The sequence below is a fragment of the Paenibacillus sp. ACRRY genome (assembly GCF_022346995.1).
Lineage (GTDB): Bacteria > Bacillota > Bacilli > Paenibacillales > Paenibacillaceae > Paenibacillus.
In genome coordinates, this window is record NZ_JAKRNM010000002.1 from 157,397 (window position 1) to 180,142 (window position 22,746).

Below are 22,746 nucleotides of genomic sequence, written 5' to 3' on the forward strand. Positions count from 1 at the left end.
TCATTTATAGGAGCGATATATCATGGCTAAAACTACGGGTGAAATGATTGAGGAATTCAAGTTACTTACTTCTTATGTGAGAGAATTGGACAATCTATCTGAGCAGGTTTGGAATACGCCAATAGCTGAGGGCAAATGGACTTTGAAAGACGTTATCGCGCATATGATGCTGTGGGATCAATATTTCTATGAGGAAGCGATCTATAAAATCAAACAGGGCGAACCATTGACCGTAAAGCATCTGAATTTTGATGAATTTAATGCAAATGCGATGGAATACTCAAAGACCAGATCGAAGAAGAACATTGTTGAAGAATTTGTAGAAAAGCGAATGAACATTATCCATGATATTACGGGATTGAACGAAGAAGAATATACACGAGAATATAAGGATGGAGACAAGAAGAAATTCAGTATTAAGAAGTATGTAAGGGCATTCATCTCGCATGATAAACATCATAAAAAACAGATTGAAGCCTTTAAGAAAACTCAAAGCTAATTTAAAGGTGGTAACCACGAAATGAATTATGAGTTAATTCAAGTATCCAAGGAATATAAGGATATCATACAAAATCTCATGCAATTCTATATTTATGATTTCTCTGAATTCATCCATTGTGACGTGGAAGATGATGGACGATTCAAGCCCTATCCTTATTTGGAAGACTATTGGATCGAAGAGGATCATCGATTTCCATATGTCATCAAACAAGAGGATAACTATATCGGTTTTGTGTTAGTGAGATGCGTAGAATCAGAAGAGCGAAAGTACTGCTCCATTGCGGAGTTTTTTATTATGAAGAAATACAGAAAAGAAGGCATAGGCACGGCGGTAGCTAAACAACTATTTGATATGCATAAGGGACAGTGGGAAGTACACCAGCTTGAAAGCAACGTGCCCGCACAGCAATTTTGGAATAAGGTTATACACGAATACACACAAGGAAATTTCTCAGATCGAGTGCATGACGGAAGAAGAATACAAGAATTCGAGGCATAGAAAAAGTGGGGGAATGACGAATGCAGGTAGCTGAATGGTCTGAAAACATGGAAAAATATAATTTATCCAGCGAATATTCTATTCGTAAGGCTGACCCGGAAGAGTGGGGAATATATTGCTCGGTCTATTACAATATAAGCTTTGTCGGTTTTTTTAGAGAAGAACGTTTCAGTGCTAACCGAAATAATGCGTATTGGATTTACCAAGGAGAATCGAAAATTGGTGGGGTACGGATGGCACCCAATAATATATATCATTTATTTTTCATTCCACCGTTCAATCAATCCTTTGAGGTACTGAAGCTTCTGAAAAAGATTCTGGTAAGCTGGTCTGATCGAACCCAAGCCATTAAAGCTTTTGAAATCCTTCCGGACCAGGTTCATTTATTTGCCAAAGCCGGATTTTGGCCAGTGGAGTTCAGATGCCGCTGGATGCAGCGTCCCACGGAACGATTCGACGTAACTTGGGAAGACGATCTGATCATCGAGAGTCCTCAAATTATTGAAGACGAAACAGGTACCAAGCGATTTACAAATGAAAATGAAATTGCTCATTGCGACTTCGCAAGCTTTGTAGGAGGTTTTGAGGCGTTAAGAAGAAATAAGTCTTCGTTGGAACAGTTCATACCTGATGAAGATCCTGCTCTAACCAATGAGAACCTCACGGAAGCATCTACACTTGTGTATGACAAAAATACGGGGAAGCTTGTCGCCAATTGCCGGCTTTGTCTACAGGACACGGAGGCCGCAGTCTATAGTATTGGTGTCATCCCATCGCATAGAGGGAGAGGAATTGCTACATATATGCTGCAGAGAGCTTTGACAATCCTAAAAGGAAAATATCCAATCCTTCGGTTGTATGTCATGGAAGGAAACGATGCAGAGTCCGTATATTATAACCTTGGTTTTGTGCCAGGAGTACAAGAAGTACAGCAAATGATTATTCCTGCGGAATCAAATTAAAGCGAGAGGTCTTGAGAAGATGCCCCATCCTAAACATATTGTTTCGGCAGCTGCGGTTGTAATCAATGATCTGAATGAGATATTACTTATTAAAGGGCCTAGAAGAGGTTGGGAAATGCCAGGCGGACAGGTGGAGGTTGGCGAATCGTTACGCAGTGCAGCCATTAGGGAGACGAAGGAAGAAGCGGGGATTGATATCGAGATCACCCGGTTTTGCGGCGTATTTCAAAATGTGGAGGAATCCATTGTGAATACGTTATTTTTGGCAAAGCCAATCGGAGGTCAATTGACCGTATCCAAAGAAAGTCTGGAGACCAAGTATTTCCCGGTGGAAGAAGCCTTAAGGTTAGTCACATGGAAGAATTTCAGACAGCGAATTGAATATTGTTTAAAACCTGAAATGCAGCCCTTTTATATTGAATTTTAAGATAAAGAAAGAGGCTTTGAAAAGGAGCATGCTGTGAAAAAGTTCAGAGAGATCGGATATGGAAACCGTTGGTTCATACGAACGGAATTTGAACACGAAGACGGTACGGAAAGCGAGGTCAAGGGATTTACTAAACCCTTCAGTCTAAGATCAGTGTACGTTAGAGCGTGGATTGGAAAAAAGGTAATGATCATAGACACCAAGGAGGGAATCAAATTTATGAACAAAAAGGAGAAGAAGGTGAAAATCATTCTTGGCTTTTTTGGATATTGATTGAAGAACCTTGCACAGGAAGCTTAACCCTGATAAAAGGGGATGGGCTGTGACAGAGCCGAATTATATTGTGGAGCATTTGTAAGATGCTGTGAACTTTATCATGGACCAAGTAGTACATACCTAAGGTGGAAGGAAAATCATGAACATGGATAACATTTATCTGATTAGTGACATACCGGGTTATTCTCCACAGATTAGTCGCCTCATTTCAATGATGAACTATGCCAGATATACAACGATTGAAGAAGTCAAAGATCTATCCATTGATCAACTGGATTTTTTGTTGGATTCCGAAAGCAACTCGATTGGAGCATTGCTGCTGCACTTTGCGGGGGTCGAATACGCTTATCAGGTGGCGACGTTTGAGAATCGGCAGCTGAACGAAGAGGAATTATTGGAATGGGGCCCGGCGCTTCAATTAGGGAAGGAAGGACAGGAAAAGATCAAAGGTAACGATATTACGTTTTATTTTACGAAAATGGACCAGGTAAGAAGGAGAACGCTTCAATTCTTTCAGAGCGTAGATGACGACTGGTTAAGCAAGGAAGAGGAATTTTGGTATAACAAACCGGCCAATTATTATTTTATGTGGTTTCATGTATTTGAGGATGAGATTAATCACAGGGGCCAAATCAGAATGATTAGAAAGAGAACTTCGTGATGCTTAAGGTGGCGAAGTTATTTAATAGAGAGGGGAATCAATGAAGACCAAGAATATCATTATTGTTGTTTCCATAGTATTCAATATCATCTTGATCACGTATGTTTTTTGGAGGGAAAGTCACCTGAGGGAAATCTATTCGGGTTTATCCATTGGACTTCAGGGCGATTTAGTGCAATTGGAGAGTACAATTGACTATCAAATGAATAATAAGTGGAACGACGAAAATACGGTTCTTGAGAAGATTGAGGATGTTACAGAAGGTATCAACCAACTAATGGTTACAGGTAAGAATGCTGGAATGATTACGGAATCGCAAGAAAATGACTTATGGACATTATATAGGTATTTTGCTAACTTTCCCACATTTACAGGATTTCCAAATACCAAATTGGACAATGATGAAATTAGCAAGCTAATCCAATTAAGAAATGATCTAAGGTCAGCAGGTTGGGGGACAAATGTAGGATATAGTAGTGACTGGGAGAGTTTTTCAATGAAAGTAAAAGACTTAACGAATTAATTATCTACTGCATTCATTAACCGTTCTATTGACGATAATTCATTTTGGAGGGAGTCCATTGCTCTATCTCATTATAGTCATTGTTATTGGTTTTGCGGGCATAATTAGTAATCAATACGCAGGGTTGAGGAGAATGGAATCGTTACAAAAATCATTGGATGAACTGAATCATCAGCTGCGAGAAGTTGGACAGATCCAATCTGCCAATCGGGTTGAAAAGGAGTGAATAATGATGTACAAGCAAAAAACAAAAGAAACAGACAATAGTGTTATTGAGTTTATTGAAAGCGTGGACCATCCAAAGAAACGTGAGGATGCTTATACGTTGTTGGATATTTTTGCTGAAACGACAGGTTATGAAGCCAAGATGTGGGGACCGAGCATTATTGGATTTGGTGCGTATCATTATAAGTATGATTCTGGACACGAAGGCGATGCCCCGCTGGTAGGTTTCTCTCCACGAAAAGCAAAAATCAGTTTGTATTTTGCGACCGGAGATACAGAACGAGAAACACTTTTAAAGGACCTGGGGAAACATACGACAGGAAAAGCATGCGTGTATATTAATAAAGTCGCAGACATTCATGTGGACATTTTGAAAGCTCTAATAAACCAGTCGGTTAATTTCTTACAGGAGACCTACCCGAATCCGTAGCTATACTTCATGAAGTGATCTGTTATGCTGCTATGAACAAGGCAAGGAGGAATAATGAATATGTTGCATGACCTGCAAGGCCAAGCCGATATGTCACCTGTAGTGGGGATGTTATATTCAGCGGTGAGAGAGAACAGCCAGCGACTTCAAACCATTACAGAAGGAATGTCACAGGAGGAAGTAGACTACAAGGGACCCGATCATAACCACAATAGTACGGCTCAATTAATAAAACATATCCTATATGTTGATCTAAACTGGGTTTACAGGATCAAAGGAGTAGCGCTGCCCCAGTCATTGAGAGAACAATACGGCCCGATGATCGAAGAAAACAATAAACTTCCCATGGTAAGTGGTGTGTCAAGGGACACACTTATCTCTCAATACGAAGGAGTATTATCCGCCTTAACAGAGACATGTACACAATTAACAGATGCTGATTTGGACCGTGTTGTTACTTTTGGACATGACCATGACAAACAAGCCACACTACGCTGGGGAATATGGCATATGGCCGACCATAATCGTTACCATCAAGCTCATATTAATCAACTAAGAAAGTGGTTTAAGGGGAAAGAACTTAAATGATACCAATTTCTATTGAAGCTATTGATAAACGTAATTGGGAAGAAGCACTTTCAATTTCATTACGTGAATCTCAAGAAATACTCGATAATGAGTAACAAAAGCGTGATAGAGTTTGTTATTTATGATATAGCCAATACATATTGAAACGAGGTTGAGGTTCTGTATGGAAGAGCAATGGAGAATTGCTACGTATGATTCGGCATGGAGGTCGATGTTTCTAGAGACAGGACTCCGATTAAGAGAGGCATTAGGAGAAAAGGCTCTTCGCATCGACCACGTCGGATCAACTTCTATCGCTCGTTTAGATGCCAAACCCATCATAGACATTCAAATTTCCGTTTTGCATCTCGAAAACTTACGGAGCATCCAGCTTGAAATTGAAAAGGTAGGCTTTGTGTTTAGGGAGGATAATCCGGATCAGAGTAAAAGATACTTCCGCGAAGCACCTGGGAATAGACGAACGCATGTACACGTTAGGCAAGCAGGAAGTTTCTCTGAACAGATGACATTGCTGTTTAGGGATTATTTACGAGAACATCCACTGGATTGCCTGAAGTATGCGGAGGAAAAACACAGGCTTATGAGTTTATACAAGGAACAACGTTCGAAGTATGTGGAGGGTAAAGCGCCTGTAGTGTGGGAGATATTGCAGAAGGCCCATCTATGGTCTCAGGAAGTAGGGTGGAATCCGACGGATTCGGACGTATAAGTACCTTGGATTAATTGTGGATACTTGTATTGGAGTGGTGAAATGAAATGAACCTGGGTAGAAAGTTGTTAACTTCACTTTTAACCATAATCATTTTTACTATAGCTGCGAGCTTGTTATCCATGAGTGAAACCTATGGTTTTGGTTTTTATTTTGCTGTGTACCCTATATATGCAGCTCCGTTGATCTTTTTGATAGGGGTACCTTTGTCAGTATTAGTAGACTTCTTGGTGAACAAAATCAGATTTACTAATCATGTACTCTACCTAATTGTAAAATTACTGAGTTACGCGTGCGCTGGGTTCGTCGGCATGTACATATTTTATCTGGTCATGGGTGCTGGGGAAGATATTTTGAGGTACAGAGAAACCATTATCTTAACCTTGTTTGGTATACTTGCAGCTATGATCTTTGTACTGATTGATCTTGGGTTGGAGGCTCTCTTCAGGGCTCGCAAAAAGCAGCTATAGTTTAGCGCAGTATTTAGGAATTGATCCATTTTATAAAAGGGTGATGTATGTGATATCTTACCGAAGGTTGGAACCACAGGATCCGGAATTGGTTAAGCGATTAATGGAGGAACATGCGCTGCAGTTTCCCGCTTTTATCATTAACCTTTATCCAGAACGTTGGGCGAGCTATTTCAATCATTCCAGTAATTCGGAATACTGGGTTGCAGTTGAGAGGAATCAGATTGTAGGACATGCCGGGTTTATGTATAACAATGATGAAAAATTGTATGAAATCGTAGGGGTTGTTGTATCACTCAGGCATCTGAGAAAGGGAATTGGGAAAACTCTTCTGGATCATGTATGTGAAGCGATTCAAGAAAAAGGAGTAACTGAAGTTATGCTGCACACCCTCGGCCATCCTGATAATGAAGACACATTAGTATTTTATAAATCGATTGGTTACTCGGTATCGAAGTTTGAGAAGGATTATTTTCAAGCAGGGTATTCGCGCGTTACGTTCAGGAAGAGTTTGAATTAATAGAAAATATGTAATCGATCAGAAGGATTGGGAAGACTTCTTTGATAACAAGCTGCAAGGAACGTTTTTTCGGAGAAGAGCCAGATGAGTGGGGGGAGATCGCTTGAACATTAATTATAGAATACTAAACCTTTCCGCTTGGCTTGCCACGTTAGCTGTCGTGCTTATACCTGGAACAGCATACACGGAAGATACACCGAGGACGGAGTATGGTTTCCCAATTCGGTTTTACACGGAATATCACCATGCCAGTCCCCATGACACAATCTGGTTTCTTTCAGGTGTCAATATCCAAGTGCTTTCCTATTTGTTTAATGTTCTACTTATTTATGCCGCAATTCATGTTTTCCTTTCTATAAAAAAGAGAATAACTCGTTCAAAAGAGTAGAGAGCCGCAAGCATGCGGTTCTCTTGGTTTTTCCATATCATGGGTTACGATAGAAGGTGAGGGCGATAATCATCAGAAAATTTGCTTGACAGGAAGGGAGAGTGGAGAAGAGAAATGTTAGAAATTAATGCGATAGAATATGAAGATAAACATGTATTACATAACCTGATGCAACTATATCGATATGATTCAAGTGAGTTCGATAGACATGAATTGACTATTCATGGGCTATATCTATACAAGTACATTGATCATCAATGGACGGACACTTACAGGAAACCTCTAATGATCAAAGTGAATGGAGAGCTAGCAGGGTTTGCCTTATTAATGCTGGATGTTCCGAGAGAGTTCGTGCATGTCAGTGTGGCATCCGAGACGAATATAATTAGTGATTTTTTCATTGTGCGCAAGTATAGAAAGAAAGGATATGGTAAGCGAGCAGCGTTCCACATCTTTGATCAATTCCCTGGTGCATGGGAGATTCGGCAAACGCTAGCCAACAAGCCTGCCAATCAATTTTGGAATCGTGTTATTGATAGCTATACGGAAGGAATGTATAGGGAGATGATTCTGAATGAGGAACGATGGACTGGACCGATCCAGGTATTTGGAGACGAGCCTAACAATACATTGGAGTGATTAATATGCAGCAGCTTCCAGCAGAATGGAAGTCAGAACGACTCATTATCTCGGATGTGGAGGAATACGAAATCCCCGAGATCCAGTCCATTTGTGAAACAAGCCGTTACTTACAACAATGGGACGGACGGGAGTATGAACCGGATTATGTGAAGAAATGTGTTAAAGAAGGCAATCTTCCTCCGGGAGGAAAGTTGGAAAATTATCGGATTCAATCGATACGTACAGCTGAAGAGAATCGAAAAATCGGTCTATTGAGTATGTACCACGGTTACCCTTCTGAGGATTCCGTATATCTTGAATTTTTATATATCCAAAGTGAAATTCAGAAGCAAGGATATGGACAGGAAATGATTCAAGCACTGAGCCTCTACCTTTCCTCACTCGGTTACAGAGAAATCAGAATCAATGTAGCGCTCAAAAACTGGCCAGCATTACGATTCTGGATTAAATCCGGATTCAATCAGATTAGCGGAATTTACGGGGATCTTGAGCATTCGGATACTGCGTTTGCCAACACAGAATTAATCAAAACACTCTAGGAATGCAACAGGAAAAGGGGGATGGGGATGGAAACTTTTTTTCGTTATAACTGGATGGTGCGTGAACAGTGGTATGCATGGTGTGAGGACTTACCGCTTGAAGAGTTGCTGCGACCTCGTACAGGCGGGGTAGGGAGCATCTTGCAGACGTTTTTTCACATCATTGATGTGGAGTGGAGCTGGCTTCAGATTCTGCAAGGTAAGCCGGATGGAGCGGAAGATTTTGAACATTACAAGAGCCTTGAAGCGGTGCGACAATTCGATCGCAAATTGCGTCCTGATGTAGAAGCATTTGTTTTGGCTTGGGACACAAACATGGAAAAGAGAGCTCATATCGATCATCTATCGAATGGCAAAGTCGTAATTGATTCATGGGGAGAAGTGATGCGTCACGTCATCGCTCATGAGATTCACCATATGGGACAATTGTCGGTATGGGCCAGAGAATTGGGCAAGGAGCCGGTGTCCGCCAATGTGATTGGTAAAGGCTTGATTATTCCTGACTGACCGCATCGGGTATACCCGTGACTAGCTGAAAAAAGATGAGAACGATCATTTGTTACTGGGGGTAAGGCCATGTGCAGAAGAGGAGGAAGTAATGACCATCGAACTTAGTCGTATGAATTGGATCCAATTGGATGAACGTCTAAAACTTATGGTGAAAGGGGGATATGAGGTCATTCCTTTGTCTCCTGGACTGGAAGCAGATGTGATGAAAATCGTTCTAGATGATAAGCCGTATGTTCTGAAGATATGGAACAAGGATTCAAAACCGAACGTCGGCAACCAATACAGGCTGTTGTCCAAACTTCTCCGTAATGGAATCCATGTCTCCACACCTTACGGCTGGGGCATGGATGAGGAGCAGAATCAGGTTTTGTTAACGAGCTATGATGGCGCGGCTATTACCCAATTAACATCTTCCAAGCTGGCACATTTAGCCCAAAATTTAATGGAGGTCCATCGTTATCCGTTAAATGAATCGGGTGCAGAAGATGGAGCATACATATCCAGGTATGATTTTGTAGGTTATTTCTTTCCTTCCATAGAGCTCTATGAAGACATAAGCACCCATTTGTCGCACCTCCTTCAACGGGTCCAGCTCAGGCAGGACTGCTTAATCCATGGGGATTATAACCTGGGTAACATTCTTGAAACAGAAGACCACTATACCATTATCGACTGGACGAACGGACAGGTAGGTGATCCGAGATACGATATGGCATGGTCTGTTTTTCTCATTACGATCTACAGTGGCGAGAATTATGGCGAGACGTATTGTGCTGAATTCAGGCGCACAGCAAGTTACTCGCTGGAGGATGAGAAAGTATTTGAGGCAATGGCTTGTCTGCGTTGGATTCTGTTAAGCCGGGTCGCCGATGTGCCCATGGGACCGAAGGTAATGCAGCGGGTGCGTGCAATTGTTCGTGAAAGTCCGTATTTGAGGGAGAGTCTGTTGCAAGCATGACAGAAACGCCCGATGGAGTTATTAGATGGTGGAGTAAGCAGGTGAAATCCGTACTTATATTTTTGCTGGAATACTACCAACGGTAATCTTCATTCAAATCATGATTCATTATTTCTCCGCCAATGGTCATGAATAGCCTGTCTTAAACGATCGTTTCCTGCATACCTATGGTATAGAGGAGCGTGATAGGTCATGGAACAGAAAGTGCAAACCTACTTTCAACTGAAACAGCAGCAAAAAGACATCGAGCAGCAATTGTCTGTACTACGAGATGAGATTGTCGCGTATTGTGCGGAACAAGGGGCATACGAAACACAGGTTGGCGGTTACATGGTGAAAACGGTGCTCCAGCACCGTAAGGAATATGATGACCAGAAGCTGTATGCCGCACTGCCTGATCCGGAAATTTGGCGACTGCTATCCAAGGTAGACAGTCATAAGCTGAAAAGCCTGATTAAGCTGAACGTGCTTTCCGAAGAGCAGGTCAGTCCTGCCTGTACCGTAAAACAGGTTACACTGTTGCAGGTGGACAAGCTATAGCTTTAGCCCCTTTTAGTCCACAAAACTTACATGAAGGATGTACGAGCTGTTCCTTGGTTGGAACACATTATAAACATAAAATAAAAAACAGGCATGCATTTACCTTAGGGCGTTCTGAACGTCTCCCCGAGTGTAAATGACATGCCTGATCTTTATTTGTGCTGCAAATCCCGTGTGATTTTGCGCCCTGTCGGGGTTTGGGCGAGGCCGCCGCCTGCCGTTTCGCGTAATGATTCAGGCATGGCTGAGCCGACCTCGAGCATGACCTGTACCACCTCATCGGAAGGGATAACACTGCGGACCCCGGCTAGTGCCATATCGGCGGCTCCGAGAGCAGTAATGGCTCCAAAACCATTCCGTACAATACACGGAATCTCGACAAGCCCGGCCACCGGATCGCAGATCAGGCCAAGGGTATTCTTCAGTGCAAGCCCAACGGCATGGATAGCCTGGGAAGGAGAACCGCCCCGGATATCCACCAATGCCCCGGCTGCCATGCCGATCGCTGACCCCACTTCAGCCTGACATCCGCCTTCTGCACCAGAGATGAACGAATTGTTGGCAATGACATAGCCGATTGCCCCGGAGGCGAACAGGCCGTAGACCATCTGTTCATCGGTCCAGCCAAATCGCTCCTGGCTGCTGATAAATACCCCCGGAATAATGCCGCAGGAACCCGCCGTCGGTGTAGCGATAATTCGGCCCATCGAGGCATTGACCTCGGATACCGCAAGTGCGTAACTCATCGACAGACTGGCATGGTCGCCGAGCATGGACTGCCCATCTGCGCGAAAAGCCATCAATTTACGGGCGTCTCCTCCTGTTAAGCCGCTTTTGGAAGTGGTATCGGTATGAAGACCTTGATGCACGGCACTTTTCATAATTTCATAATACTCTTGCATCTGGCTGAACACGACGTCCGTGTCTTCGCCTGATTCATGACATTGCTCTTCCAGCATGAGCTGGCCAAGAGAAAGCTTGCGGGTCTCCGCCAGTTCGGCAAGTTGTTTTAACGTTCGGAAGTTCATTGGCGTAGGCTCCTTTATCTATTAAGCGGAAATCAGTTCCAATATTCAGATTAAAGATGGAGCAGTGTGACTTCCTGGACTTCCGGAATCACCTCAATCTGCCTGACCACGGCGGGGTCAATCCGGCCATCACATTCGAGCACCATCATGGCTTCACCTCGCCGGTTCTTACGATCCACGGACATGTGTCCGATATTAATGCGATTATCTACAAGCAGGCGGGTGACGACAGCAATGACACCGGGTTCATCGCTATGACGAATGATGAGTGTAGGATAGAGAGCCGTCAGCTTCAAGTTGTAGCCGTTAATCCGGACAATTTCGATATTCCCTCCGCCAATGGATGTACCGATCATGTTTAATGTGCGATTTCCCGCTGCGTTGGTCAGTACAATCTCCGCTGTGTTCGGATGCGGGTACAGACCTGTCCCCGGACGGATGACGGTTTGCATGCCAGCTATGTCTGCGTGGGCAAAAGCCTCGGGCAATCCGGGGTCATCCGTGTCCATATCCAGAAGACCGCCAACGATGGCGGTATCGGTACCATGTCCTTTATACGTTGCGGCAAAAGAGCCAAACATGATGATCTCCGCATGGGAGGGGCATTCGCCAAACAGTTGTCTAGCCGTTCGTCCAATCCGTGCTGCTCCTGCAGTGTGCGAACTTGACGGTCCAACCATGGCTGGACCGATAATGGAGAATACGTCTTTGAACCTCACCGTCTCATTCTCCCCGTTTGGGAGGCTGCACATTTGCGGGAACGAGGCAGTCGTACACTTCCCCGCCGAGTCTGTCCAGTAACTCCTGTTGTGCTTCCTTGACGATCTCTGGATGCAAGATGGATTCAATGGCCGTTGCTGCCATCGCTTTGGCGGCGAGCAGCATGCCCTTGTGGGCAAAACTGCTCTTGCCCTGGGCAACGGTTTGCCAAGCATGGAGCGGCGTACCAAAGGCCATCGTGGTTGTAATGCACTGCGCCGTCGGCACGTTCCAGCTGACATCGGCTACATCGGTTGATCCACCCATGAAGGTCTCCTTCTCATCCGAATAAGGAGCAATAAAGTTCGGCAGCGGTCGCTCAGCCAGAAGAGGGGCCAGTTCAGGACCAACTAATGCGCCAGCTTCCTGCTGATTTGGGAGCGGCAGCGTATCATAGATGGCTTTGGCATAATGGTATTCTTCCTCTGCATATTCGGGTGCACCGAAAGCCACGAGATGCTGATGCATTACTTTCTCGAGTGTACTGTTCGGAATCAGGTTGGCACATGCGCCTTCATATTTAAAATCCATCGTGGTTTCCGTCATTAGGGCAGCTCCTTCTGCGACTTTCACCAGACGTTCAAACAGGCTCCGTACCTGAGCGCTCTTCGGTGCTCGTACGAGATAAGTGACCTCGGCTTCCGCTTGCACGACATTAGGAGCCAAACCTCCTGAGTTGGTGATTGCGTAATGAATTCGGGCCTGATCAATCATGTGCTCTCGCATATAATTTGAACCGATATTCATCAGCTCAACGGCATCGAGAGCGCTTCGGCCCAGGTGGGGAGCGGCAGCGGCATGAGCACTAATGCCTTTAAAAGTAAACGTGCCGTGAATGACCGCATTGGAGCTTCCGTGCATAACGGCATTCATGGAATGAGGGTGCCAGGAGAGTGCGGCATCCACATCCTTAAAGTAGCCCTCTCGAGCAAGATACGTTTTACCATATCCGCTTTCTTCAGCCGGGCATCCATAGAAGCGCACCGTTCCTTGGGTTTCGGGATGCTCCCGAAGATAGTCTTTGACTGCGACGGCCGCAGCTACAGCGCCTATTCCGAGCAGGTTATGTCCGCATCCATGACCGTTACCGCGCGGCTGAACGGGCTGATATGTGCTGATTCCTGCTTCCTGACTGAGATCAGCCAGTGCGTCATATTCGCCCAGTAAGGCAATAACAGGCAGCCCTGAACCATAAGAGGCAATGAATCCGGTCTCCAGTCCGGCAACACCTCTCTCGATCGTGAAGCCTTCCGATTCAAGCAATTCGATCAGCAGCTCTGCGGATTGGAATTCATCGAACCTTGTCTCTGCAAATTCCCAGATTCGGTCACTGGCATGGGTGAACAACTCGCGTTTTCCTTCAATGGCATCGGATAAATATTGGGTTAGATCCATCGTTGTTGTCATGGGATACACCTCTTTACATTAGTTTTATAGTGAGCACGATATGGCTTTTGTGTTTGGCATGAGTTAAGGGTACTAAGCTGCCTTATTAAACAGCTGTTGCTTGTATTTCGGAAGCACTGTCGTTTTTCGAACGACGCGAGAACAATAACGAAAGGGAGCAGATGAGGGCGAAGGCGATCAACATGATGAAGGCCGTTGCATAAGATCCCCCCGAGGCCTGTACCAGAAATCCGATCAGCATTGGTGTCAGAAAACCGGCAAGCTGTGCACCTGTGTTAATGAATCCATTAGCGGTTGCGACCACGGATTCGGGCATCGTTTTAAGGGATTTTGAAATGATGAGCGTGGAAATAAATCCAGCCATTGCCGTTACGATGGTCATGTACGTAATAAATGTAGTAATGCTGCCTGCAGAGCCCATAAGGTACAGGAACAAGGCAACTAGTACTCCGAACACGGAAGCGATGATTCGATCTTTGCCAGCCGGGATGCGGTCAAGTACATAGCCACTGAGGATCATGGTGAAAATGCTGACGACAGCCGGGATGGCTGCATACAGTCCCATTTGCGTCATATCCAAACCCCGGACATTGACCATGTACGTTGGCATCCAGGATTGAAGGCCCCAGTTCACGGCATAAATGCTGAAGTAGCTGATGAACAAGTTCCAGATCATGGGTGTTTTCAGGACTTCTTTAAGCGATGTTTTGGGTTGTTGGCCCGAGGCAGAGGCAGCGAGTGAAGGTTTGGCCGGTTCTTTGAGTAAAAAGAACATGAGGGCAGTGATGAGGATGCCCACCACACCGATGATATAGAACAGGTTGCGCCAGCCGATGGTGACAAGGGCGTGTCCAGTCAGAATGGGAGTGACAACCCCCATAATCGCAGCGGATGCCAGCATGATCGACATGGCTCCACTTCGCTGGTTGACTGGAAAGTTGGTGGCGATAGCTTTGGAACCGGAAGGGAAAAAGCTGCCTTCACCAATACCAAACAGGAAACGAACAAAGATGAGAGAGAGCAATGACCAGGCCGACCCGGTCAAGATGGTGAATATGGACCAGGAGAACAAGGAAACGAGTATGACCTTCCGGTAGCCAAAACGGTCAGCGAGTGCTCCGCCCGGGATCTGCATGATGGCATATCCGAGAAAAAAGCTGCTGAGGATGATTCCTTGTGCGGAAGCGCCCAGACCCAGGTCCTGAGTTATTCCCACAATGGCATAGTTGATGACGAAGCGATCGAGGTTGCCTAGGCACCAGCCAAGAAACAAGAGAGCGAGAACAATGTACTTAAAGTGTTTGCTTTGCATGATTTTGGACATTGTGTTACCTTCTTTCTCATCGATTGTTAACTTGATTTCTGTGTTGATATAAAGTTACAGGATGAGAGGGTACCAACACAATGTATATATATGTATAATTAATTATAGTTTTATGTGAAAACCTACATTGACTTGGGGGCGGCTCTGTTGAATGGAATCTTACATGAAATCCTGAGAGAACGTTTGGGGAAATGCGATTATGAGGTTTGGATCAGCAGTAATTGGGAAGATTGGGTGCTGAATGAAGCCATTGGCAGAAAGGAAAGTATACCGCCTTGTTTTGCTGAAAGTCTCCCTCTTCAACACCCTAAAGTAGAGCAAGAATCAGATGATATTGTGTTAGTTTTTCTGCCATATAGTAATAATATATGTGTGGCTATTCGTGTTTTTAAGAACTGGCACTGTTCTGCGGAAGATTTAGTTACGTTATCCTCATTACTCTATCCGTATTATACGGAGGCTGTGGCCAGCAAGCATGAACGTGCCTTGAACGAAATCATGAACAGTATCCGTGATGTGACTCAGCTGTTAGATCTGAATGAACTGTTGGGGCGGATTTTGGTGAGTGCGCTATCGGTCATCCCTTATGAATGTATCGGGGTGTTATGGAGATATGATCCTGCAATTGATGCACTGAAGGTTAAGGCGAGAGCTGGAGAAATGGGCGAGGACATGCTGAAAATGAAGCTGAAGCCGGGTGAAGGCATTATTGGAAATACATTTAAACGAGGCACACCCAAGCTTTATAACAGTTTTTCCACAGTCGAAGATGATTTTGGCAACATGACACCCGACAACAAGGATCATTTGAATTCGGCATACGACTTTCAAAATATCGGTTCGATCATTTCAGTGCCCATCAAGGTGGGTGGTCAGCCGGATTGCGTGTTAATTGTCTATCAAAAAGGAAAGGTCCCCATATTCACGGAATCGGATGTAAGGCTGCTGCAGAGCTTTGCCGATCAGGTTTCCATCGCAATCACGAATGCCCAGCTATATGAGGATCTGAGCAAACGGAACGAGACGCTCATCAAACGGGACGAGATTCACTCATCCTTAATGCGACTTTCGCTGCAAAATAAGGGTGCGGTATCGATCGTTAACGAATTGACACGTATTATTGGCGTGCCAATCGTATTTATCGATTTTATTGATAATGAATGGATTCCCAAACGGAGCAGTGTCCTGAATGATTGGGATATGGAGAAACTGCGCAATCTTTACGAATCCTTGCACCATCCCGATTATCTGACATGTATCGAAGGAGAAGATAGCCGGTCATATCAATACTTGTATCCGATTGCTTCGGCTAATCAGTGTCTCGGCTATCTGATCATGCAGATGAATAATCCGCTGGAACCATTGCAGTTGATTGCGCTGGAGCAGGGAAGCTCCATTCTGGCTCTTGAACTGATGCGCAAGCAGTCTTTGGCTGAATTTTACTTCAAGAAAACACAGCAATTCTTCAATGAACTGAGACTCAGTCAGGACTCGGAGGATTACTGGCAGAAGTCGGGGGAGATCGGGATCGGTCCTTCAACATCAATAGTATTAAGCCTTTTGGAGTTTGCGGATCGGGTGAACCCCTCCACATATAGCTCATTATCCGTTCAGCTCGTTGCTTATCTGAGAGAGAAAATGCCAAGCGGAACGCTGCCTGTTGCGTTTGGGGATGAGAGACGAATTACCTTGCTGCTGATCGTAGCCGAATCGATTAAACCTGGTAAACTGGAACAGCGGTTCAGCTTGTTGGTGAAGGATTGGGAGAGTCAAAATCACGTAAAATTATTCGGAGGCTTAAGTTCAATCCGATCAGGCAAAGATGCAATTAATACGGGATTCCAGGAAGCGGATAAGGCACTGGCGTATCAGAGGACGAGGGGAGAACGGGGAACCATTCGATATACGGATATTGGCGTAAACCGTTTGTTCATCCGGCAATCTGCGGAGGATCTGAATACGTTTATGGCGGAGATCTTTGAGCCGCTACGACCTGTCAAAGGGCAGACCGGCGGACTGGAGGAAACGCTTATGACATATATGGCTTCCGGAGGATCTGCCGCTCAGACGGCAGCCACGCTTCATATTCATATCAATACACTATATCAGCGGATTCGCAAAATCGAAGAGATTCTGGGTATGTCCTTGAGCAACCAGGAGCATCTCCTCCATCTGCAGTTGGCCTGTTATCTGCGGCAGACATACCGCTCATCGTGAGTTATGGGAATGGTATCAGTGATTTTCAAACAAAGTAATTGGCTAACCAGATATGGATTATAAGCAAGTGCATCCTGATTTTTCCTCTATCAAGCTACGCTTAGTGTATGTGAACACAGGCATTGTAATTCCGTTGTAATTCAATGCCTGACTTTATCCTATTAATTTAGTGAGTAACAGGAGCACTATTAGGATAAACTTCGGTTTCCTTCCATCCTCCTCAACCATCGATCATTTGGCTATCACTATTTGGTAGCGTTTACATTTAAACTTAAAGTAAAACTCCGAAATAAAACGGATTATCCTTCTAAAATGAACGAATTGCCGTTAATTAAGTATGCCAAATGTGGACCCGTTTTTATAAGCTTATCCTTGTAGGCCAAAGGCTTTTGGACTTACACAAATAAAGGATAAAGGAGAATCTTCGTGAACGTGAACACAATAGCAAAGGAACGTCTTCCCTGGTCAGGTCTGCTTGCTTTGGCTATGGCTGGATTCATATGCATACTTACCGAAAGCCTACCGGCGGGGCTGCTGCCGCAAATAGCAAAAGATCTGGAAATCAGGGAAGGTTTGGCTGGACAACTTGTCACATTATATGCAGTGGGATCTCTTCTGGCAGCGATTCCCTTGACGACAGCTACACGTGGATGGAGACGCAGACCACTGCTGTTATTATGCATCTTCGGTTTTCTGATTTTTAACACGATTACGGCCGTATCTTCGGTATATGTACTGACCCTCATTGCACGCTTCATGGCCGGGGTATCTGCTGGCGTGTTGTGGGGAATGACCGCAGGTTACGCACGCCGGATGGTTTCAAGCTCATTAAAGGGAAAAGCGATGGCTGTCGCCATGGTGGGCACACCTCTGGCACTATCACTAGGTGTCCCCTTGGGTACCTTTTTGGGGAATTACACAGGGTGGCGACTTATCTTTGGAACTGTCTCATTATTAACAGTTGCACTTGTAGTTTGGGTGCTATGGAAAGTGCCTGATTATAAGGGAGAGCCTGTTCGTCATCAGCTTGCGCTTCATCGGATTTTGGTTATGCCCGGGATCCGTTCCATATTGTTTGTTGTTCTCGCCTGGGTACTCGCTCATAACATTCTGTACACGTATATTTCACCTTATCTGGGCGAGACCGTGCTGTCTGAACGGGTGGATCTGATTCTGCTGATCTTTGGACTGACCTCAGTGATCGGTATATGGATTATTGGGCTGCTGATCGACCGTTACATGAGGCTTTTGATTCTGATCAGTCTAGTTATATTTGCATTGGCCTCGCTGGTAATGGGGGTCTTTATCCATCAACCGACTGCGATCATTATAGGGATAGTCGCCTGGGGACTTACATTTGGAGGGGCCGCTACGTTACTGCAGACTGCAATTGCACAAGCAGGGGGCAAGAGTGCCGATATCGCCCAATCCATGCTGGTGACAGCATGGAATCTGGGAATTGGGGGAGGAGGGGTCATCGGAGCCGTTCTATTGGACCAGGTGGGAGCTCGTTCTCTGCCGATTTCCTTGATCCTGTTGATCGTTATGGCCTTGATTGTTGCCTGGTCTGCCAGAAAACATGGTTTTTCCAAGACGAGCTAAGAACGGAAACTACCATTACACTACATTCGTTCCTACAATAAGATTTTTGGCTGCGATAGGTGAAGATATGGCAATGAGGGTAGTGTAGGTACCGAATGGATCGCATCGGTCTCCAAACGCTTCGAGATCAGCAATCGAATCGGTCATGATCTTTAACAAGTAGTTATGCTCTCCGCTCACGCGGTGACATTCAACCACTTCCGGTGACGAACGGCAGAAATCTAGAAAGGCATGACAATCCCGTGTGCGGAAAAGAAGATAAGACGTGCTAGACTTCCCTATTTTCTGTGGAGAAATGATGGTGCGGTACTCCTCGATTACCCTGCTTTCTTCCAATCGCTTTACGCGTTCTGTTACGGCGGGTTGAGATAAACCTACCAGCTTGCCCAGCTCTGTCATGGATAGCCTTGCCTGGTTTTGCAAATGAAAGAGGATATTGGTATCGATTTGGTCCATGAGAAGGCCCCCTTTTAAATTATAGGAAATACTTTGTAAATACCTTTATATTTATGACAAATTCATGAGGATAACTTGGTTGTCTTATGTAATTCGGGTGAGATCATTTATATAATAAGCACACTTGCTTTAAATAATCAAGGTACAGATGGAGAGGAAGAGTCAAATGGGAGACAGAGACATGAAATTTAATCTTGCATCTGTAGAAAACGTAATTCACCGTACATTAGCAGAAAAAAGAATCGTGGGTTCCGTTGTTCAGATTGCCTGGAAAGGAGAACTCGTTTATAAAAGCGCTACTGGCTTTGCCGATCGGGAGCAGAACAGACGGATGCAAGAGAACGCACTGTTCAGGTATGCTTCTGTAACCAAGCCGATTGTATCCACCGCTGCCATGGTATTAATATCCCAGGGTAAATTAAAGCTGGATGATCTGGTTGTGAAATGGCTCCCCGAATTCCGTCCCAAGAAGCCGAATGGGGAAATTGCCTCCATGACGGTTCATCATCTGATGACACATACGGCAGGATTATCATATCGATTTTTTCAGGAAAACGGGGGAACGTACGAACTTGCCGGAGTATCGGATGGGATGGATATCGCTGGCATTACGCTGGAAGAAAATTTGTTGAGGATTGCTTCTGCCCCGCTATTATATAAGCCCGGGGAGATGTGGAGATATTCGATTGCAACGGATGTACTTGGTGCAGTCATTGAGAAAGTGACCGGGATGACCCTGCGAGAGGCGGTACAACAGCTTGTGACTCATCCACTGGGCATGAAGGATACGGATTTTGTTGCTGTGGATCCGGAGAGAATGACAGCTGCCTATGCGAACAGCTCCAACAGTTTTGAACCCCGTCGCTTGGGAGCAGAGGAACATGTTCCTTTTATTGAAGGAACGGCCGGCTTCCGCCTTGCACCAGAAAGAGTTCTCGATCCATCCGCCTATTTCTCAGGTGGCGCGGGGATGGTCGGAAGTGCAGGAGACTTTCTTCTTTTGCTTGAAACGCTGCGTCAAGGTGGAGGCTCTCTTCTTCCAGAAGCGCTGGTCACCGAAATGACGACCAATCAGATTGGCGATCTTGCCATGCCGTATTGGCCGGGCAGGGGATTTGGACTGGGATTCACGTTGCTGAAGGATCCGGTAGAGGCGGGGACCTCCGAGTCTGTTGGATCATGGCGTATGGGAGGAACCTATGGTCACTCGTGGTTTGTTGATCCGGCAGAAGAGTTGAGTGTTGTTGCGTTCACGAATACAGCTCTGGAGGGCATGTTGGGCAGGTTTACAACTGAACTGTGCGAGGCTGTCTATGAGGGGATTGGGCGAAAGAGATAACTTGCATAATGGATCAATATGGAAAAATATGATAATGTAGAGCAGTAGGTTACAGTTGTGTTCTGAACTTGATCCCGAAATGAGATGAGAAGATGGACCGCATACGCAATTATCTGTTTGTTGTTGCAGGCAATTTTGCAGCTGCCTATATGATCTTTCCTGAAGGGACGATTGCCAAGTCGATGATGTTCGCGGCACTTATGCTGTTGCTGAGCATGGGGATGGATTTCGTGAAAAGCAAAATGGGCCATTCGCTGGAGCAGCAGTGAGGCAGCTATTACATGTTGGTGAATGAATGACACCGATTCTCGACAGAGGATCGGTTTTTTGTATAATTTGAAGCATGAATAACAAGAAGAATGGTCAAGACTGAAAGCGGGGTATTCCATATGATCCGAAAACAATTTAATCAATGGGCCGAACAAAAGGCAGGCCCACTGCGAACGCTTCATATAACCACCGAACCGGTGAACCATGGCCATGTGGATGAACATTATATTCCCGACCCTTCGACCGGGTTTGTTCATGAATCAGAGTATGCCATGGGACAAGTAACCGTCTGGGAGTCCAGACAAATGGAGGTTGAGGTAATTAACATCGAAACGGAAGAATTGATCTTGTGGAAGTATATAGAGCAGATTGAAGATGAGACTCCTGATTTTGACGAGCTTTTGCAAGGTTATTTCCAGGTGTTACAGACGGGTGTTAATGCTTAACGTATACCGCGCGAAGCTGTCCAGGTGTATTGGTTACCCACTTCCATTTACATCATGTCTATTGTTCATTACACTTGAGGTATAGTCATACTAATCCCCAATACAGATTATCAGGAGGAAACCATTCATGCATCAATCCGAACATATTCAAGAAGCTAGAGATTACATATTAAACCGAATTAACAACAAGCCTGTCGTAGGCATGATCCTCGGCTCCGGGCTGGGAGCACTTGCGGACGAGATCGAGAACGCTACAGTTATTCCATATACGGATATTCCGTATTTTGCACAATCAGAAGCTATTGGTCACGCTAACGAGCTGGTCATTGGCGAACTAATGGGCAAAATGGTCGTAGCTATGAAAGGGCGTCTTCATTATTATGAAGGTTTCACGCTGGATGAAGTAACGTTTCCAGTTCGCATCATGAAGGCGCTGGGTGTCGAGCAATTGATCATTACGAATGCCTGCGGAGCGATCAACACAAGCTTCCAGCCGGGTCAGCTGATGCTCATTACGGATCACATTAACCTGGTAGGCAACAATCCATTGATGGGACCTAATAATGCTGAACTGGGGGTGCGTTTCCCTGACGTATCCCAGGTATACAACCGCGAGTTGCGCAGTATTGCGCTTAAGGTTGCAGAAGAGCAGAATGTCAGCCTGCAGCAAGGGGTGTATGCGTGGTGGAGTGGCCCTGCGTATGAGACACCAGCCGAGATTCGCATGATTCGGACGATGGGCGCGGATGCTGTAGGTATGTCTACGGTTCCTGAAGCGATCGTAGCCATCCATGGCGGCATGAAGGTGCTGGGCATTTCCTGCCTGACCAACATGGCCTGCGGCATTCTGGATCAGCCGCTCAGTCATGATGAAGTCATCGAAGTAGCTGCAAAAGTGAAGACAACCTTTATCGGGCTTGTTAAAGGCATCCTGCAAGAGATGTAGGAAGAGAGGCTGCTCCTTTTCATAGTAATAGCAACAGAGAAAAAAGCATTGTCCATGACGGATGACCTCCGGTGGACAATGCTTTTTTTGATCATAACCAGGTGCAAAAATATTCCTAAACGGGCAGAAACGACCTATAATAAGAGAGATTCAAACTGGTAGAATAATCAAGATCGGCTGATCAAAGGAGACTGACAGCAATGGAAGAGTTGGGTTCAACGGAATATGTCATTTTTGAACGCATCAATGCGAACTGGTTAAGGGGATTTGAAGGCGTTGGGGGGAAGCTGTTCCTGACCAATGAACGATTGGTCTTTATTCCACATGGCCTGAATATTCAGACCGAATGGCTTCAACTTGAGATCTGGGGCATGACCAAGATTGAGAAACGAAAGACATGGGGAATCATTCCTAATGGCATTACAATTACGATGGAGGATGGACTTGTCTTCAAGTTTGTCGTTTGGAATCGTTCGAAGATTATTGGCGAGATTATACGTGCCAAGCGAATGGATAATGAATTGATGTAGAAGTCAGCAAGCAGTAGTACATATACGAAGAAATAGGTACTTGGAGTAATGATA

At 45.1% G+C, this 22,746-nt stretch carries 28 protein-coding genes; 23 read left to right on the forward strand and 5 right to left on the reverse strand.

The genetic code is table 11. The features are described 5' to 3' along the window. Nucleotides 1-22 precede the first annotated feature (22 nt). The 16 genes from MH144_RS09930 (at nt 23) to MH144_RS10005 (ending at nt 10,368) form a co-directional block, all read left to right on the forward strand. Nucleotides 23-499 carry a DinB family protein gene (locus MH144_RS09930; protein WP_239299463.1) on the forward strand — a complete coding sequence of 159 codons (477 nt, stop codon included), beginning with the start codon at nt 23-25 and terminating at the stop codon, nt 497-499. Nucleotides 500-520: 21 nt separating this feature from the next. After that, nucleotides 521-1,000: a GNAT family N-acetyltransferase gene (locus MH144_RS09935; protein WP_239299465.1), complete on the forward strand. Its 480-nt coding sequence runs from the start codon at nt 521-523 to the stop codon at nt 998-1,000. Between the two features lie 20 nt (nt 1,001-1,020). Further along, a complete protein-coding gene (locus tag MH144_RS09940) occupies nt 1,021-1,962 on the forward strand; it encodes a GNAT family N-acetyltransferase (RefSeq protein WP_239299467.1) in 942 nt (313 codons plus the stop codon). Nucleotides 1,963-1,981: 19 nt separating this feature from the next. Continuing rightward, nucleotides 1,982-2,389, forward strand: coding sequence for an NUDIX hydrolase (locus MH144_RS09945; protein WP_239299469.1), 408 nt, complete (start codon nt 1,982-1,984; stop codon nt 2,387-2,389). A 33-nt stretch (nt 2,390-2,422) separates the two neighbouring features. Beyond that, nucleotides 2,423-2,662 carry a DUF3977 family protein gene (locus tag MH144_RS09950; RefSeq protein ID WP_239299471.1) on the forward strand — a complete coding sequence of 80 codons (240 nt, stop codon included), beginning with the start codon at nt 2,423-2,425 and terminating at the stop codon, nt 2,660-2,662. Between the two features lie 148 nt (nt 2,663-2,810). Then, nucleotides 2,811-3,326, forward strand: a complete 516-nt coding sequence (locus MH144_RS09955; RefSeq protein WP_481857353.1) for a DinB family protein — start codon at nt 2,811-2,813, stop codon at nt 3,324-3,326. 40 nt (nt 3,327-3,366) lie between these two features. Continuing rightward, on the forward strand, nt 3,367-3,849 hold the full coding sequence (locus tag MH144_RS09960; protein WP_239299475.1) for a hypothetical protein: 483 nt from the start codon (nt 3,367-3,369) through the stop codon (nt 3,847-3,849). A gap of 232 nt (nt 3,850-4,081) precedes the next feature. After that, on the forward strand, nt 4,082-4,504 hold the full coding sequence (locus MH144_RS09965) for a DUF1801 domain-containing protein (protein ID WP_239299477.1): 423 nt from the start codon (nt 4,082-4,084) through the stop codon (nt 4,502-4,504). 60 nt (nt 4,505-4,564) lie between these two features. Beyond that, nucleotides 4,565-5,092 carry a DinB family protein gene (locus MH144_RS09970; RefSeq protein WP_239300570.1) on the forward strand — a complete coding sequence of 176 codons (528 nt, stop codon included), beginning with the start codon at nt 4,565-4,567 and terminating at the stop codon, nt 5,090-5,092. 163 nt (nt 5,093-5,255) lie between these two features. Further along, on the forward strand, nt 5,256-5,801 hold the full coding sequence (locus MH144_RS09975; protein WP_239299479.1) for a GrpB family protein: 546 nt from the start codon (nt 5,256-5,258) through the stop codon (nt 5,799-5,801). Between the two features lie 537 nt (nt 5,802-6,338). Then, nucleotides 6,339-6,791 carry a GNAT family N-acetyltransferase gene (locus MH144_RS09980; RefSeq protein WP_239299480.1) on the forward strand — a complete coding sequence of 151 codons (453 nt, stop codon included), beginning with the start codon at nt 6,339-6,341 and terminating at the stop codon, nt 6,789-6,791. 502 nt (nt 6,792-7,293) lie between these two features. Then, a complete protein-coding gene (locus MH144_RS09985; RefSeq protein ID WP_239299481.1) occupies nt 7,294-7,818 on the forward strand; it encodes a GNAT family N-acetyltransferase in 525 nt (174 codons plus the stop codon). A gap of 5 nt (nt 7,819-7,823) precedes the next feature. Beyond that, nucleotides 7,824-8,360, forward strand: coding sequence for a GNAT family N-acetyltransferase (locus MH144_RS09990; RefSeq protein ID WP_239299482.1), 537 nt, complete (start codon nt 7,824-7,826; stop codon nt 8,358-8,360). 27 nt (nt 8,361-8,387) lie between these two features. Then, nucleotides 8,388-8,867 (forward strand): DinB family protein, encoded by a 480-nt coding sequence (locus MH144_RS09995; protein WP_239299483.1) that lies wholly within the window; start codon nt 8,388-8,390, stop codon nt 8,865-8,867. 91 nt (nt 8,868-8,958) lie between these two features. Beyond that, nucleotides 8,959-9,828 carry an aminoglycoside phosphotransferase family protein gene (locus tag MH144_RS10000; protein WP_239299484.1) on the forward strand — a complete coding sequence of 290 codons (870 nt, stop codon included), beginning with the start codon at nt 8,959-8,961 and terminating at the stop codon, nt 9,826-9,828. Nucleotides 9,829-10,020: 192 nt separating this feature from the next. Next, complete coding sequence (locus MH144_RS10005) at nt 10,021-10,368, forward strand: hypothetical protein (RefSeq protein WP_239299485.1); 348 nt, start codon at nt 10,021-10,023, stop codon at nt 10,366-10,368. Nucleotides 10,369-10,520: 152 nt separating this feature from the next. Here the strand turns inward: MH144_RS10005 and sdaAA are convergent, their stop codons facing one another. From sdaAA to MH144_RS10025, 4 genes are all read right to left on the reverse strand, one after another. Then, nucleotides 10,521-11,396 carry an L-serine ammonia-lyase, iron-sulfur-dependent, subunit alpha gene (gene sdaAA, locus MH144_RS10010; RefSeq protein WP_239299486.1) on the reverse strand — a complete coding sequence of 292 codons (876 nt, stop codon included), beginning with the start codon at nt 11,394-11,396 and terminating at the stop codon, nt 10,521-10,523. A gap of 50 nt (nt 11,397-11,446) precedes the next feature. Beyond that, nucleotides 11,447-12,115, reverse strand: a complete 669-nt coding sequence (gene sdaAB / locus MH144_RS10015) for an L-serine ammonia-lyase, iron-sulfur-dependent subunit beta (RefSeq protein ID WP_239299488.1) — start codon at nt 12,113-12,115, stop codon at nt 11,447-11,449. A 4-nt stretch (nt 12,116-12,119) separates the two neighbouring features. Next, on the reverse strand, nt 12,120-13,550 hold the full coding sequence (locus tag MH144_RS10020; RefSeq protein WP_239300572.1) for a M20 family metallopeptidase: 1,431 nt from the start codon (nt 13,548-13,550) through the stop codon (nt 12,120-12,122). Between the two features lie 97 nt (nt 13,551-13,647). Further along, complete coding sequence (locus MH144_RS10025) at nt 13,648-14,886, reverse strand: MFS transporter (RefSeq protein ID WP_239299490.1); 1,239 nt, start codon at nt 14,884-14,886, stop codon at nt 13,648-13,650. Nucleotides 14,887-15,033: 147 nt separating this feature from the next. Here MH144_RS10025 and MH144_RS10030 point away from each other — a divergent pair, with 147 nt between their 5' ends. Beyond that, nucleotides 15,034-17,103 (forward strand): helix-turn-helix domain-containing protein, encoded by a 2,070-nt coding sequence (locus MH144_RS10030; protein ID WP_239299492.1) that lies wholly within the window; start codon nt 15,034-15,036, stop codon nt 17,101-17,103. A gap of 486 nt (nt 17,104-17,589) precedes the next feature. Beyond that, complete coding sequence (locus tag MH144_RS10035) at nt 17,590-18,705, forward strand: MFS transporter (RefSeq protein ID WP_239300574.1); 1,116 nt, start codon at nt 17,590-17,592, stop codon at nt 18,703-18,705. 15 nt (nt 18,706-18,720) lie between these two features. Here MH144_RS10035 and MH144_RS10040 read toward each other — a convergent pair whose 3' ends face one another. Next, nucleotides 18,721-19,161: an Lrp/AsnC family transcriptional regulator gene (locus MH144_RS10040; RefSeq protein WP_239299494.1), complete on the reverse strand. Its 441-nt coding sequence runs from the start codon at nt 19,159-19,161 to the stop codon at nt 18,721-18,723. A 181-nt stretch (nt 19,162-19,342) separates the two neighbouring features. Between MH144_RS10040 and MH144_RS10045 the strand changes: the two genes are divergently transcribed. The 5 genes from MH144_RS10045 to MH144_RS10065 all read left to right on the forward strand — a co-directional run bounded on the left by MH144_RS10045 (nt 19,343) and on the right by MH144_RS10065 (nt 22,692). Beyond that, complete coding sequence (locus tag MH144_RS10045; RefSeq protein WP_239299496.1) at nt 19,343-20,500, forward strand: serine hydrolase domain-containing protein; 1,158 nt, start codon at nt 19,343-19,345, stop codon at nt 20,498-20,500. A gap of 92 nt (nt 20,501-20,592) precedes the next feature. Further along, complete coding sequence (locus tag MH144_RS10050; RefSeq protein ID WP_239299498.1) at nt 20,593-20,769, forward strand: hypothetical protein; 177 nt, start codon at nt 20,593-20,595, stop codon at nt 20,767-20,769. A gap of 120 nt (nt 20,770-20,889) precedes the next feature. After that, nucleotides 20,890-21,216 carry an immunity protein TriTu family protein gene (locus tag MH144_RS10055; protein ID WP_239299500.1) on the forward strand — a complete coding sequence of 109 codons (327 nt, stop codon included), beginning with the start codon at nt 20,890-20,892 and terminating at the stop codon, nt 21,214-21,216. A 127-nt stretch (nt 21,217-21,343) separates the two neighbouring features. Further along, entirely contained in the window at nt 21,344-22,162 is an 819-nt protein-coding gene (locus MH144_RS10060; RefSeq protein WP_239299502.1) for a purine-nucleoside phosphorylase, read from the forward strand. 200 nt (nt 22,163-22,362) lie between these two features. Then, on the forward strand, nt 22,363-22,692 hold the full coding sequence (locus MH144_RS10065) for a GRAM domain-containing protein (protein WP_095289626.1): 330 nt from the start codon (nt 22,363-22,365) through the stop codon (nt 22,690-22,692). Nucleotides 22,693-22,746 lie beyond the last annotated feature (54 nt).

Coding starts and splice junctions, on each gene's coding strand:
- MH144_RS10050 (WP_239299498.1), top strand. CDS start 20,593: ATGGACCGCATACGCAATTATCTGTTTGTTGTTGCAGGCAATTTTGCA.
- MH144_RS09935 (WP_239299465.1), top strand. CDS start 521: ATGAATTATGAGTTAATTCAAGTATCCAAGGAATATAAGGATATCATA.
- MH144_RS10020 (WP_239300572.1), bottom strand. CDS start 13,550: ATGGATCTAACCCAATATTTATCCGATGCCATTGAAGGAAAACGCGAG.
- MH144_RS09975 (WP_239299479.1), top strand. CDS start 5,256: ATGGAAGAGCAATGGAGAATTGCTACGTATGATTCGGCATGGAGGTCG.
- MH144_RS09990 (WP_239299482.1), top strand. CDS start 7,824: ATGCAGCAGCTTCCAGCAGAATGGAAGTCAGAACGACTCATTATCTCG.
- MH144_RS09955 (WP_481857353.1), top strand. CDS start 2,811: ATGGATAACATTTATCTGATTAGTGACATACCGGGTTATTCTCCACAG.
- MH144_RS10055 (WP_239299500.1), top strand. CDS start 20,890: ATGATCCGAAAACAATTTAATCAATGGGCCGAACAAAAGGCAGGCCCA.
- MH144_RS10000 (WP_239299484.1), top strand. CDS start 8,959: ATGACCATCGAACTTAGTCGTATGAATTGGATCCAATTGGATGAACGT.
- MH144_RS09985 (WP_239299481.1), top strand. CDS start 7,294: ATGTTAGAAATTAATGCGATAGAATATGAAGATAAACATGTATTACAT.
- MH144_RS09945 (WP_239299469.1), top strand. CDS start 1,982: ATGCCCCATCCTAAACATATTGTTTCGGCAGCTGCGGTTGTAATCAAT.
- MH144_RS09940 (WP_239299467.1), top strand. CDS start 1,021: ATGCAGGTAGCTGAATGGTCTGAAAACATGGAAAAATATAATTTATCC.
- MH144_RS09965 (WP_239299477.1), top strand. CDS start 4,082: ATGTACAAGCAAAAAACAAAAGAAACAGACAATAGTGTTATTGAGTTT.
- MH144_RS10025 (WP_239299490.1), bottom strand. CDS start 14,886: ATGTCCAAAATCATGCAAAGCAAACACTTTAAGTACATTGTTCTCGCT.
- MH144_RS10060 (WP_239299502.1), top strand. CDS start 21,344: ATGCATCAATCCGAACATATTCAAGAAGCTAGAGATTACATATTAAAC.
- MH144_RS09930 (WP_239299463.1), top strand. CDS start 23: ATGGCTAAAACTACGGGTGAAATGATTGAGGAATTCAAGTTACTTACT.
- MH144_RS09995 (WP_239299483.1), top strand. CDS start 8,388: ATGGAAACTTTTTTTCGTTATAACTGGATGGTGCGTGAACAGTGGTAT.
- MH144_RS10040 (WP_239299494.1), bottom strand. CDS start 19,161: ATGGACCAAATCGATACCAATATCCTCTTTCATTTGCAAAACCAGGCA.
- MH144_RS09960 (WP_239299475.1), top strand. CDS start 3,367: ATGAAGACCAAGAATATCATTATTGTTGTTTCCATAGTATTCAATATC.
- MH144_RS10045 (WP_239299496.1), top strand. CDS start 19,343: ATGAAATTTAATCTTGCATCTGTAGAAAACGTAATTCACCGTACATTA.
- MH144_RS10035 (WP_239300574.1), top strand. CDS start 17,590: ATGGCTGGATTCATATGCATACTTACCGAAAGCCTACCGGCGGGGCTG.
- MH144_RS10005 (WP_239299485.1), top strand. CDS start 10,021: ATGGAACAGAAAGTGCAAACCTACTTTCAACTGAAACAGCAGCAAAAA.
- MH144_RS10065 (WP_095289626.1), top strand. CDS start 22,363: ATGGAAGAGTTGGGTTCAACGGAATATGTCATTTTTGAACGCATCAAT.
- MH144_RS09970 (WP_239300570.1), top strand. CDS start 4,565: ATGTTGCATGACCTGCAAGGCCAAGCCGATATGTCACCTGTAGTGGGG.
- sdaAA (WP_239299486.1), bottom strand. CDS start 11,396: ATGAACTTCCGAACGTTAAAACAACTTGCCGAACTGGCGGAGACCCGC.